11 protein-coding genes are annotated in these 12033 nt (G+C 72.2%); 5 read left to right on the top strand and 6 right to left on the bottom strand.

From position 1 onward, the window contains the following. Window positions 1-354 precede the first annotated feature (354 nt). A complete protein-coding gene (locus tag LO762_RS27595; protein WP_308104664.1) occupies window positions 355-1527 on the top strand; it encodes a winged helix DNA-binding domain-containing protein in 1173 nt (390 codons plus the stop codon). Window positions 1528-1556: 29 nt separating this feature from the next. Here LO762_RS27595 and LO762_RS27590 read toward each other — a convergent pair whose 3' ends face one another. Further along, window positions 1557-1889 carry a helix-turn-helix domain-containing protein gene (locus LO762_RS27590; RefSeq protein ID WP_230619015.1) on the bottom strand — a complete coding sequence of 111 codons (333 nt, stop codon included), beginning with the start codon at window positions 1887-1889 and terminating at the stop codon, window positions 1557-1559. 46 nt (window positions 1890-1935) lie between these two features. Here LO762_RS27590 and LO762_RS27585 point away from each other — a divergent pair, with 46 nt between their 5' ends. Beyond that, window positions 1936-2889, top strand: a complete 954-nt coding sequence (locus tag LO762_RS27585) for an NAD(P)-binding domain-containing protein (protein WP_308104663.1) — start codon at window positions 1936-1938, stop codon at window positions 2887-2889. A 51-nt stretch (window positions 2890-2940) separates the two neighbouring features. On the opposite strand, the gene LO762_RS27580 is transcribed toward LO762_RS27585, so the two are convergent. The 3 genes from LO762_RS27580 to LO762_RS27570 are packed head-to-tail and all read right to left on the bottom strand — an operon-like array spanning window position 2941 to window position 6901. Next, window positions 2941-3771, bottom strand: a complete 831-nt coding sequence (locus tag LO762_RS27580; RefSeq protein WP_230619014.1) for a 1-aminocyclopropane-1-carboxylate deaminase/D-cysteine desulfhydrase — start codon at window positions 3769-3771, stop codon at window positions 2941-2943. A 2-nt stretch (window positions 3772-3773) separates the two neighbouring features. Next, the gene (locus tag LO762_RS27575) at window positions 3774-4823 is read right to left on the bottom strand and encodes a low specificity L-threonine aldolase (RefSeq protein ID WP_230619012.1); all 1050 of its coding nucleotides are present in this window, start codon (window positions 4821-4823) and stop codon (window positions 3774-3776) included. Next, window positions 4820-6901: a DUF6421 family protein gene (locus tag LO762_RS27570; protein ID WP_230619010.1), complete on the bottom strand. Its 2082-nt coding sequence runs from the start codon at window positions 6899-6901 to the stop codon at window positions 4820-4822. Before LO762_RS27570 ends, LO762_RS27575 begins: the two co-directional genes overlap by 4 nt. Window positions 6902-7005: 104 nt before the next feature. Between LO762_RS27570 and gltX the strand changes: the two genes are divergently transcribed. Both gltX and galT read left to right on the top strand, forming a co-directional pair. Further along, window positions 7006-8394, top strand: a complete 1389-nt coding sequence (gltX, locus tag LO762_RS27565; RefSeq protein ID WP_255687950.1) for a glutamate--tRNA ligase — start codon at window positions 7006-7008, stop codon at window positions 8392-8394. Window positions 8395-8444: 50 nt separating this feature from the next. Further along, window positions 8445-9500 (top strand): galactose-1-phosphate uridylyltransferase, encoded by a 1056-nt coding sequence (gene galT / locus LO762_RS27560; protein WP_230619008.1) that lies wholly within the window; start codon window positions 8445-8447, stop codon window positions 9498-9500. Between the two features lie 13 nt (window positions 9501-9513). Here the strand turns inward: galT and LO762_RS27555 are convergent, their stop codons facing one another. Then, window positions 9514-10368, bottom strand: a complete 855-nt coding sequence (locus LO762_RS27555; RefSeq protein WP_230619006.1) for a hypothetical protein — start codon at window positions 10366-10368, stop codon at window positions 9514-9516. 78 nt (window positions 10369-10446) lie between these two features. Between LO762_RS27555 and LO762_RS27550 the strand changes: the two genes are divergently transcribed. After that, complete coding sequence (locus LO762_RS27550) at window positions 10447-11103, top strand: hypothetical protein (protein ID WP_230619005.1); 657 nt, start codon at window positions 10447-10449, stop codon at window positions 11101-11103. On the opposite strand, the gene LO762_RS27545 is transcribed toward LO762_RS27550, so the two are convergent. After that, window positions 11100-12023: a sulfite exporter TauE/SafE family protein gene (locus LO762_RS27545; protein ID WP_230619003.1), complete on the bottom strand. Its 924-nt coding sequence runs from the start codon at window positions 12021-12023 to the stop codon at window positions 11100-11102. The genes LO762_RS27550 and LO762_RS27545 overlap by 4 nt on opposite strands. Between the last annotated feature and the right edge of the window lie 10 nt (window positions 12024-12033).

Here is a 12033-nt window from a genome sequence, read left to right as displayed (position 1 = left end):
GGCTGAGACGAGACGGGCTGAGCCGAGACGTCGAGACGTGTCGAGACGTAAGGAGGCCGGGCCGCTCAGCACCAGGGGGCTGCACTGAGTGACCCGGCCGTGTCCACACCGTCCCTCACCCTGGCCCCGGAGGACCGTCATCCGCTGGTCTGGGAACCGGTGGGAGTCTTTCCGCTGATCCAAGGATGCCCAAGCGGCGCGTCTCCGACACCATGCTTTCGGTAAAGAAAGGCAAGCCTTACCTGAGTGGAGGGGTACCGTCACCTAGCCGAACGGCGCTTTGGTGTGGTTCGCCGGTTAGGTCCGTTCGGGCAGGGCCGGAGAATGTCGGTGGGGGTCGTTAGCCTGGCGGGCGTGGAAGAGTTCACGTACGCGCAGGCACGCGGCCTTGTGGCGCGGCGGCAGGGGCTGGCGGGGCAGCGGCTGGCCTCGGTCGAGGACGCGGCGCGGGTCGTCGTCGGCGCGTTCGGTTCGGCGCCCACGTGCTACCTGACGTTCGCCGCGCGCGTCGAGGGGTTCCGGCTGGCCGATCTGGATCGCGCGCTGTACACCGAGCGCAGCCTCGTGCGGGTCCGCGCCATGCACGAGATGAACTTCGCGGTCGGCGCCGCCGACCTGCCCGTCGTGCTCGCCGCCACACACGCGGGAGGGCCACGCGCGCGGGCCCGCCTGCTCAAGCAGATCGGCATCACCGAGGACGAGTACGAGGCGCTCTCCGCGCGCGTCCTCGCGCACCTCGCCTCCGTGCCGTCGGCCACCGGCGCCGAGATCCGGGCCGCCCTGGGCGACGTCGTCAAGGACTTCCAGTACGTCATCGCGCTCATGGGCAGGGAGTGCCGCCTGGTCCGCGCCGAGGTGCGCGGCGGCTGGCGCAGCGACGCCTACGCCTACACCGCCTGGGAGTCCTGGACGGGCACGCCGCCGACCAGGGCGGAGCCGGAGGAGGCGCGGGTCGAGCTGGCCCGCCGCTACCTGCACGGGTTCGGCCCCGCCACCGTCGCCGACCTCAGGTGGTGGGCGGGCTGGACGGTCCGCGACACCAAGGCCGCCCTCGCCGAACTCGACACCACGGAGGTCAGCGTGGCGGGCGCGCCCGCCCTCGTCCTCACCGCCGACCTCCCCGACCTGCGCGACGCCGCCCCGCCCACCGGCGTCCGCCTCCTGCCGTACTGGGACGCCCTGATGATGGGCTACGCCCTGCCCAACCGCGCCCCCCGCCTCACCACCCCCGACACCCATCCCCACGTCTACGACAAGTCCGGCAACGGCACCTCCGTCATCCTCCACGACGGCGTCGTCGCCGGAGTCTGGGACTTCGACGCCACCCCCGAATCCCTCACCCTCCGCCACGCCCTCTTCCCCGACACTCCACCGACCCTGCTCCCCGCCCTGGAGGCCGAAGCCGCACTCCTGTCCACCGCCCTCGACCTCCCCGCCCCCACCCTGACCCCTGCCCCGCCCCCAGCCCCGCTCGCCACCGCCAGCGCCCGCAACGCCTTCATGTCCCCCATCCGCCTCGCCACCTGAACCAACCCCGGGCCGTCCCTACCCGGCGGCTACGAGGCCGGTCGGAGGTGGTCGTCGGCCCAGGCGCCCAGGGGGTCCAGCGCCTTGTTGAGGGCCTGCCCGACGGGGGTGAGGGAGTACTCGACGCGCGGCGGGGTCTCGGGGTGGACTTCACGGCGCACGATGCCGTCGGCCTCGAGTTCGCGGAGCTGGGCGGCGAGCACCTTCTCGGTGACGCCGTCCAGGGCCCGGCGGAGGGCGCCGAAGCGGCGGACTCCGTTGTCGAGCTCCCAGAGGATGGCGACCTTCCAGCGGCCCGCGATGACGTCGAGAGCTGCGGCGGTCCCGCAGTGGTGGGCGGCGGGTCGGCCTGTCGTGCGCAACGGGTGCCTCCTGAGCTTGTCGCTTTCCCCAAGGTAACCACCCACCTTGAAGTGCGTACTTGTGACCGGGTACGGGCCGCACGAGGGTGAGGGCATGACGATCTTCGCGCACCCGACGACACCGCACGACACACCGGCAGCCAGGGTGAGCCTGCTCGGAACCGGGGCGATGGGCACCGCGTTCGGGCGGGCCTGGCTGGCCGCCGGCCATCCCCTCACCGTCTGGAACCGCACGGCCGAGCGCACCCGTGACCTCGCCGCGGCGGGCGCCGACGTCGCGCGGACCGCCGCGGCCGCCGTCGCGGCCGCCGACCTCGTCGTGACCGTCCTGTGGGACGACGCCTCGGTCGGGACGGCGCTCGACGGCGCCGACCTCACCGGACGCGCCCTCGTCGACCTCACCACCGGCACGCCCGAGGACGCCAGGGGACGGGCCGCGTGGGCGCACGGGCGCGGCGCCCGGTTCCTCAGCGGCGGCGTCATGGCGGTCCCGCCGATGATCGGCGTGCCCGGAAGCGGCGCCTTCGTCCTCTACAGCGGCGACGACGACGTGTTCGCCGCGCACCGGGACACGCTGGCGGTCCCGGCCGAGCCGCACTACACCGGCGCGGCGCCCGGCCGCGCGGCGCTGCTCGACGTCGCCCTCCTGAGCGCCATGTACGGCATGTTCGGCGGCACGACCCACGCGTTCGCCCTGGTCCGCGACGAGGGCCTCGACCTGCCCGCCTTCGCCGACCTGCTCGCCGGCTTCCTGACGGCGATGGCCGGTTCCGTCCACGAGACCGCCGCCCGACTGGCGGCGGGCGCGCCCGAACCGGACACCGACTCCGGTCTGCGCATGCAGGTGGCGGGCGCCGCCACCCTGCTGCGCACCGCCGCCGAGCGGCGGGTCTCGCCGGAGCTCGTCGCCCCCTACCTGGCCCTGATGGAACGCGCCCTCAGAGAGGGCAGGGAGAAGGACGGCGACGCGGGGCTCCTCGACCTCCTACGCGCCCCCTGACGGGACGCCGGGACCGACGGAAGGGGACGGTGGCCCCTGGAAGGCCCCGTCTCAGCCGGTGATGACGGCGACGACCGTCGTGCCGGTAGGCAACTCGCCGGAGGCGGCCATCGCGTACACGCCGTAAAGCATCTTGCCGGTGTAGATCGGATCCAGGGCGACCCCGTGGCGGGCGGCGAAGTCGGTGACGAAGGCGTCCAGTTCAGGGGTCGTGCGCGCGTAGCCGCCGTGGTGGAAGTCGGTCCGCAGGGACCAGGCCGCGCAGGCGCGCCCGTACTCGTCCTGGAGGCGGCGGACCTCGTCGGCGAGGAACCCGCCGCCCTTCAGCACCGCGAAGCCGAGCGCGCGGGCGCCGGGACGCAGGCCGAGCGCCAGCCCCGCGAGCGTCCCGCCCGTTCCGACGGGGCAGCACAGCACGTCGTACGGGACGGTGATCTCGGCGGCGAGCTCCGCGCATCCCCGCACCGCGAGCCCGTTCGAGCCGCCTTCCGGCAACACATAGAACCGCCCGGGAGGCACCGGTTTGTCCCGATAGGCCGTCCGCGAGACGTACCGCAGCTCCATCCCGCGCGCCGCCGCGAACGCCAGCACCGGATTGAGCGGAACGTGCTCCTCGCCACGGATGACGCCGATCGTCCGGAACCCGAACCGCGCCCCGGCCGCCGCCGTCGCGCGGATGTGGTTGGAGTAGGCGCCGCCGAACGTCAGCAGGGTGTCGTGCCCGAGCGCGGCCGCCTCCGCGAGGTTGTACCGCAGCTTCCGCCACTTGTTCCCGGGAATCTCCGGATCGATCAGATCGTCCCGTTTCAGCAGCAGCCTGACCCCGCCGAGCCGCGCGTCGAAGACCTCCACGAGCGGCGTTGGCGGGACGTCGGACAGCACCGTCAGCCGCGCAGCTCCGCGGCGACGGCCGCCGCGAACGCGTCGATGTCTGCCTCTGTCGTGTCGAACGAGGCCATCCACCGGACCTCGCCCGTCCGCTCGTCCCAGGTGTAGAACCGGAACCGCTTCTGCAGCCGCTCGGTCGCCTCGCGCGGCAGCACCGCGAACACCGCGTTCGACTGGACGGGCCGCAGCACGGTCAGCCCCGGCAGGCCCCTGACGGCCTCCTCAAGGCGCCGCGCCATCGCGTTGGCGTGCCGGGCGTTCCGCAGCCACAGATCGCCCTCGTAGAGCGCGATGAGCTGCGCGGAGACGAACCGCATCTTGGACGCCAGCTGCATCGCCGACTTCCGCAGGTACTTGATCGGCCCGGTCAGCTCCGGATTGAGCACGACGACCGCTTCGCCCAGCATCGCCCCGTTCTTCGTACCGCCCAGCGACACGAGGTCCACCCCGGCGTCCGTCGTGAACGAGCGCAGCGGCAGGTCGAGCGTGGCCGCCGCGTTGGCGATCCGCGCGCCGTCGACGTGCAGCAGCATGCCGCGCTCGTGCGCGTGCACAGCCAACTCGGCGATCTCCTCGGGCGTGTAGCAGGTGCCCAACTCCGTCGTCTGGCTGATCGAGACGGCGTGCGGCTGCGCCCTGTGCTCGTCGCCCCAGCCCCACGCCTGCCGGTCCACCAGCGCGGGCGTGAGCTTGCCGTCGGGTGTCGGCACGGTCCACAGCTTGATCCCCGAGACCTTCTCCGGCGCGCCGCCCTCGTCCACGTTGACGTGGGCCGTCTCCGCGCACACCACCGCCGACCAGCGGCTTGTCGCGGCCGACAGCGCGACGACGTTCGCGCCCGTCCCGTTGAACACCGGGAACGCCTCGGCGCGCGCCCCGAAGTGCTCGCGGACGACGTCCTGGAGGCGGGCCGTGTAGTCGTCGCCCCCGTAGGCGCCCTGGTGGCCTCCGTTGGCCTCGGCTATCGCGTCGAGCACCTCGGGGTGGATGCCCGAGTAGTTGTCGCTCGCGAAGCCGCGCGTAGACGGATCGTGCAGGGTGCTCATGCGGCCCGGATCCCCTTCGTGGAGTCGATGACGTCGCCCAGGCGCTTGGCCAGGGCCTCGTAGAACATGCTGAGCGGGAACTCGTCGGGCAGCACCGCGTCCACCCACGCCCTGGGCGGCTCGGCGAGCGGCAGCGCGTCCGCGCCCCGCGCCCACGTGGAGCCCGGGTGCGGTTCTACGTAGCGCGCGACGAGGTCGTGGGCGGCGAGCCAGTGGGCGAGCTTCGGCCTGTCGATGCCGTCCCGGTACAGCTCCTCGACCTCCTCGCACAGCGCGGTGACGGTCGCGGGCAGCCGCTCCCAGTCGAGCGTAAGCCGGTTGTCGGTCCAGTGCAGCACGCCGTGCTTGTGCAGGTAGGCGAACAGCAGCTGGCCGCCGAGGCCGTCGTAGTTGCGCACCCGCGCCCCGGTGATCGGGAAGCGGAACAGCCTGTCGAACAGTATCGCGTACCGCACGAGCGGGGCGTGCGGGACGTCGAGGCGGGTGGCCTCCCGGAACGTGTTCAGGTCGCAGCGCAGCTCCTCCAGGGCGTACATCCAGTACGGCATCCGCTGCTTGATCATGAACGGGTCGAAGGGGAGGTCGCCGTGGCTGTGCGTGCGGTCGTGGATGAGGTCCCACAGGACGAACGTGTCCTGGGCGAGCTCCTGCGACGCCAACAGGCGGGCCGCGTCAGGCGGGAGCGGTAGGCGGAGCGTGTCAGCGGCGGCGAGAGCGACGCGACGGAAGCGGGCCGCCTCCCGGTCGCAGAAGATGCCGCCCCACGTGAACCGCGCGGGCGTCTCCCGGACGGCGACCGTCTCCGGGAACAGCACAGCCGAGTTCGTGTCATAACCGGCGGTGAAGTCCGTGAAGGCGACCGGCACGAACATCGGGTTGTCGTACCTGGCGCGTTCCAGCTCGGCCAGCCAGTCCGGCCAGACGACGCGCAGCAGGACCGCCTCGACGTTCCGGTCGGGGTTGCCGTTCTGCGTGTACATCGGGAAGACCACGAGGTGCTCCAGGCCGTCCTCGCGGCGCTCCTGCGGCTGGAACGCCAGCAGGGAGTCGAGGAAGTCCGGGACGCCCAGGCCGTCGGCGTCCCAGCGGCGCAGGTCGGCCACGCAGGCGTCCAGGTAGGCGGCGTCGTGCGGGAACAGCGGCGCGAGCGCCTGGACGGCACCGACGATCCGCTCGACCGCCTTGCGCGCCTCGGGGACGGACGCCGCAGGCACCGACCCGTCCTTCAACTGCAACGGACGCAGCTCCTCGACGGCCTCCTTGAGGTCCGTCCACGCGGGATGCCTTACCGCCTCGGAGGCGATGGCACCCGAGGACGTCGTAGGCTCCCCGGCCGCCCACGTGACGATGCCCTTCCACAGGGCGGCGTGGTCGAGCTCGTCGATGGAGTCGTCGCCGAACAGGTCCGAATCAGCGAACACCGCTACGCGCCCCGCACCGGCGCGTAGCGCGACGGCCAAGGGCGCACCGGCCGGGTCGGCGCTGGGCGACGTCCGCAAGAGCACCTCGCCGCCTACCGGTGCCGTCAGCGCGCCCGCCCGGTAGAAGCAGACGGAGCCGACGCCCGCGAGCACGTCGTCACCCTCGGACGGCGCGGCGCGCTCGGCGAGCACCCAGTGCGCGGAGTCGCGGTGGCGGCGGCGCGGGTCCTGGACCGTCGTGGAGACGACGCCGACCTCGAACCGGGCGAGGAGCTCGTCGAGGTTCGTCCCGTACTTGTCCTGCTCGCACTCGGCGAGGACGACGAGGCCGCCGCCCGCCCTGACGAACGCCTCGATCGCGTCGAGTTCCCCGGCGGTGAAGACGGGGGAGCCCAGGCCGGTCGTGCGCTCCCACCTGTCCTCGGCGGGGTGGGCGATCACCAGGACGTCGTTGCCCTCCAGTGCGGCTTGGGTGAGCGGCCCTTCGGTGTGCGGCTCGATCCCGTGGCCCGCCGCCCTGAGCAGCTCCGCCGCGCGCGTGTAGCCCGCGTCGGCGGGGTGCCCGGGATTCATGGCGCGGACGGCGTCCGGCCTGATGCTCCACGCCTCCCGGTGCGCCTCGTCGAACAGCACACGTGCGAAGCCTCGTCCACCCATGGCGAACCTCCCGATCAAGCCACTGCCTACAATAGATCTTACGGGCTATACCGTACTAGAAAGGAAAATCTTCTGTCAGCCTGGACCAGCGCTAGGCTTTCCCCATGTCTTCTTCCGTCTCCTCGAAGGTCCGGGTGCGCTTCGCGCCCTCGCCCACCGGCATGTTCCACGTCGGCGGCGCCCGCTCCGCCCTGTTCAACTGGGCGATCGCCGAGCAGACCGGCGGCACCTTCGTGCTGCGGATCGAGGACACCGACGCCAACCGCAACCGCCCCGAGTGGACCGAGGGCATCATCAGCGCGCTGGCGTGGATCGGCATCAACGCCGACAGCCCGCACTTCGAAGGCCCCCTCATGCAGTCCGCGCAGGAGCCGCAGCACCGCGCCGCCGTCGCCGGGCTGCTGGAGCGCGGCCGCGCCTACCACTGCGCCTGCACCCGCGAAGAGGTCATCGCCCGCACCGGCGACCCCAACCGCGGCTATGACGGCTTCTGCCGCGACCGCGGCCTCACCGAGGGCCTCGTCCGCTTCCGCACCCCCGACGAGGGCGCCACGACCGTCGACGACAGGGTGCGCGGCACCGTCGAGTTCCCCAACGCCGCGATGGAGGACTTCGCCATCGCCCGCAGCGACGGCTCCCCGCTGTTCATCCTCGCCAACGTCGTCGACGACATCGAGATGGGCATCACCGAGGTGCTGCGCGGCGACGAGCACCTGTCCAACACGCCCAAGCAGCAGCTGCTCTGGGAGGCCCTGGGCCACTTCCCGCCGGTCTGGGCGCATGTGCCGGTCATCGTCAACGAGAAGCGGCAGAAGCTCTCCAAGCGCCGCGACAAGGTCGCCCTGGAGGACTACAAGGCCGAGGGCTACCTTGCCGACGCGATGGTGAACTACCTGATGCTGCTCGGCTGGGCGCCGTCCGGCGACCGCGAGATCGTCCCGTGGGCGGAGATGGTGGGCGAGTTCGCCGTCTCCGACATCAACAGCTCGCCCGCGTTCTTCGACGTCAAGAAGCTGCGCGCGATCAACGGCGAGTACATCAGGGCGCTGTCCCTGGAGGCGTTCACCGAGGCCGCCGAACCGTTCCTCGACCCGTCGTGGGACCGCGAGGTGTGGAAGCGGCTCGCCGAGCTGGCGCAGACGCGCGTCGCCGTCCTGTCCGAGGTGCACAACCTGGCGGACTTCGCGTTCCTGGACGAACCGGTCTTCGACGAGCAGTCCTGGAACAAGGCGATGAAGGAGCCCGCCGCCGAACTGCTCGCCGCCACCGAGGACGCCTACCGCGACGCGCCCTGGAACGCCGAAGAGCTGAAGACCCGCCTTGAGGCGGTCGGTACGACGTTCGGGCTGAAGCTCGGCAAGGCGCAGGCGCCCGTCCGCGTCGCCGTCACCGGCCGGACGGTCGGGCTGCCCCTGTTCGAGTCCCTCGAGGTGCTCGGCCGCGACCGTACCCTCGCCAGGATCGCCGCCGCACGGGCGCGTTTGGCGTCCTGATCGGCCCCGGTTGAGGGTGGGTTGACGGCGTCAGGGAGAGATCTTCCGGTATGAGGCGTACTCCGATCACGCTGTCGGACGGCAGGGAACTCATCTACTTCGACCTGCCGTCCGATCCGCCGCGGGAGACCCGGGACGTCCGGGACCTGCCGGAACCGCCCCAGGCGTCCGAACTGCGGTACGACGAGCCGCGCGGCGAGTGGGTGGCGATCGCCGCGCACCGCCAGGCCCGGACCTTCCAGCCGCCCGCCTCCGAGTGCCCGCTCGACCCGTCACGGCCGGGGTTCGCGACCGAGATCCCCGGGCCGTACCGGGTCGTCACCTTCGAGAACCGGTTCCCGTCCTTCTCGCAGCGGATCGAGGGGTCGCCCACCGGGCCCGGCCTACGTCCCGGCCAGGGGCGCTGCGAGGTCGTCTGCTTCACACCCCGCCACGACGGCTCCTTCGCCGACCTGCCGCATGAGGACGTCCGGCTCGTCATGGACGCGTGGGCGGACCGGACCGAGGCCCTCTCGGCGACGCCCGGTGTCGAGCAGGTCTTCCCGTTCGAGAACCGGGGCGAGGAGATCGGCGTCACCCTCGCCCACCCGCACGGCCAGATCTACGGCTACCCGTACGTCACGCCCCACACGGCACAGCACCTGGCGGCCCTTGAGCGCGACGCCGACGTCTTCACCAGGCTCCTCGACCGGGAACGCGCGGGCGGCCGCGTCCTGGTCTCCAATGACCACTGGACGGCGTTCGTGCCCTACGCGTCCCGCTGGCCGTTCGAGGTCCACGTCTACCCGCACCGGCGCGTCCCCGACCTCACCGCCCTCACGCCCGCCGAACGCGACGCCTTCGCCCCCGTCTACCTCCCCGTCCTCAAGGCCCTGAACTGCCTCTTCGACGTCCCGGAGATGCCCTACATCGCCGGCTGGAACCAGGCCCCCGTCCGCCTGGCCCGCGACACCTACCACCTCCACCTCCAGCTCTTCACCATCCGCCGCGCCGCGACCAAACTCAAGTACCTCGCCGGCTCCGAATCCGCCATGGGCGCCTTCGTCAACGACGTCCGCCCAGAACAGGCCGCCGCCCTCCTCCGTAGCGCCCTCCCTCAGCCCTGACCGGCCCCACCCGTCAGCCGCTCCGTCCCCCAGGAAGGAATTCCAGTCGCACACCGTCGGATTCCCGGATGAGGAACGTGGCGTTCACGCCCGGCCGCCATCCCTCGGGCAGCAGGTAATAGCGACCCGCGCGGGAGAACAGCAGCCGCAGCCCCGTATAGCGAACGCTGTAGGCGTGCCCTCGTGGCAGCGGCGTGTCCTTGACGCCGGGGCCCGAGAGGCCGAGAGGCTTGGCCGAATAGACGACGACGGCGGTGCGCTCGGACAGGTGCGCGGCGATGTTCTCGGCCTCCGCGGCGCCCTGCTGTGACGCGTAGGCCCCCGCCGCCCACAGCGCGCAGGCCGCCGCGACGGCGAGGCCGAGCGCACGGTGGAACGCGTCGGCGGCACGGGTGACGAGGACGGCCCCCGCGGCCGTCAGCGCGAGCGCGAGGTAGAGCGGGTCGGCCACGCCCGCACGGGCCAGGGCGACGAGCCCGGCGGCGCCGACCAGCAGGACCAGCCCCAGCCTGCCGAGCGCCGTCTCGCTGCGCGCCAGGTCCACGACCCGGCGCAAGAGCCGTGCCACCCGCTCCGGGACGAGCCGCCGCGCCCACACGGGCGGGGACGGCCTGAGCCGGAGCGCGCCGGTGACGACGAGCCACCCGGCCGCCAGGGCTATCAGCAGCGAGGAGAAGACCGTCGCGCTACTGCGCAGCACATATTCGGTCACGCCTATTTCGAGATCGAGCGGGTTGAGCTGGAAGTACCGGTGGACGGCGTTCGTATAAGCCCAGCCCATGTAGAAGAGCACGGCGACGGCGAGCGAGATATGCGCGGTGAGGATTCCGGCCAGCCGTTCCGCGTTGAAAGTGCGTTCCGCAGCCATGGCGCTTTCTCCTGGGAGCGATGGCGATGGTGTGTCATTTCGGTACATTAGGGAGTGGCTCATGGTCGGAGGTGGTGAATGTCGGAATTTCTGGTGCGTGTCCTCGCCGCCGCCCTCGCCGTGCTCTTTCTGGCCGCCTGCGGCACGCCGACCAGGGACAGCGCCTCGGCCGGGGACGGCGCCGATCCGACGCCGGGCCCGAGCGTGTCCGACCCGTGCGGCGCGGACATCGGAGGCGACGACGTGCCTCCGGTCTGCGTCTCGTCGGACCCGGTGCCGACCGGTGTGCGCACCACGTCCGAGGCGCCGTGCTCCAAGGACGTCCCCACCCTCTGCAACGGACCCGTCCGCCCGGAATGGGGCGACGGACAGCCCGCCTTCACCGTCACCGTCTCGGGTCCGGGCGGCGTCTACGTCGAGAGCGGCGCGGCCGCCTCGGAGCCCTCCCTCTGCTCGGGCACCTGTGAGTACGTGGCCACCTCCACCACCCTCCCGGTCACCTTCACCCCCGAACCCGGTCACCACCTCCACAACCCCAAGACCGGCACCCCCACCTGGCCCTTCCCCTGCCTGGCCCAGAGCGGCGACGTCCCCTGCACGACCCTCGCCTCCACCCTGGCCGACCAGTCCCTTCACTTCACCACCAGCCCCAACACAACCCCCACCCCCGGACCCGGCACCCCCGAACCCACCACGTCAGCCGCGACCACTCCCACTCCGGAGACCACCCCCTAGCCGACGCCGGGCGGGGATAAGCGGAAGGTGATGGAGCCGGGGTAGTGGCCGGCGGAGCAGGTGAAGGGGAGGCGGCCGGGCGGGGGAGAACCGAGATCCAGCCGCTGTTCCCCGGTGACGGGCAGGGCGAGCGTCACGTCGCGGGACGGGATCTCGAAGGCCCGGGTACAGCCTTGGGTTCCGTCCGTGCGCAGCACCAGGGTGGTCGGCACGCCCGCGCGGGCCGCCAGCAGTGCCGGGCGGTAGCCCCGGTCGAGGGCGTGCACGGTGATGGTCTGGCCGGTGGCGCCCAGGGCGACGAACCGGGCGTCGATCGCGGTCGGGGCGCGCGCTCCGGAGGCCCAGCCCGTGAGCCGGAGGCCGCCGACGACGGTCCAGGCCGCGACGCCCAGCAGCACCACGCCCAGCACTCGCGCGAGCCGCCCCCGCAACAGCCCCGCCCCGAAGCCCAGGACCCCGGTCATCGGCGCCGTCCCGAGCACGAACCCGCCCATCACCGCGGCCCCCTGAACCGGCGAGCCGGACGCGACGGCGAGCAGCTCCGCCGACACCGTCAGCCCGCACGGTACAAAAACCGTCGCCGCCCCCACGAGCCACCCGCTCCGCAGCCGCGACGGCTTCGCGCAGGCCCGCTCCCGCCGCACGACCCCGAGCAGATCGAGCGCGAAGTAGACCACCACGAGCCCCGACACCAGCAACAGCATCCCGCGCACCTCAGCCCCCGGTTTCACCTGACTCCCCAACAGCCCGAGCAGCACCCCCAAGATCACGTGCACCACCACCTTCGCCCCCAGAAATCCCGCGACATGCCTGCCGACCTCCCCGTCCCGCACCACCCCCGCCAGCAGCCCCGTGTGCAACACCCCGCACGTCGTGGCCCCCGCGAGCACTCCCATGCCCGCCCCGGTACCGAACAGCACCGCCGCACTC

It is taken from the genome of Actinocorallia sp. API 0066 (assembly GCF_020991275.1).
Classification (GTDB): domain Bacteria; phylum Actinomycetota; class Actinomycetes; order Streptosporangiales; family Streptosporangiaceae; genus Actinocorallia.
The sequence above is the reverse complement of the archived record's forward strand: the minus strand, read 5'-3'. Positions and strand labels throughout refer to the sequence as shown.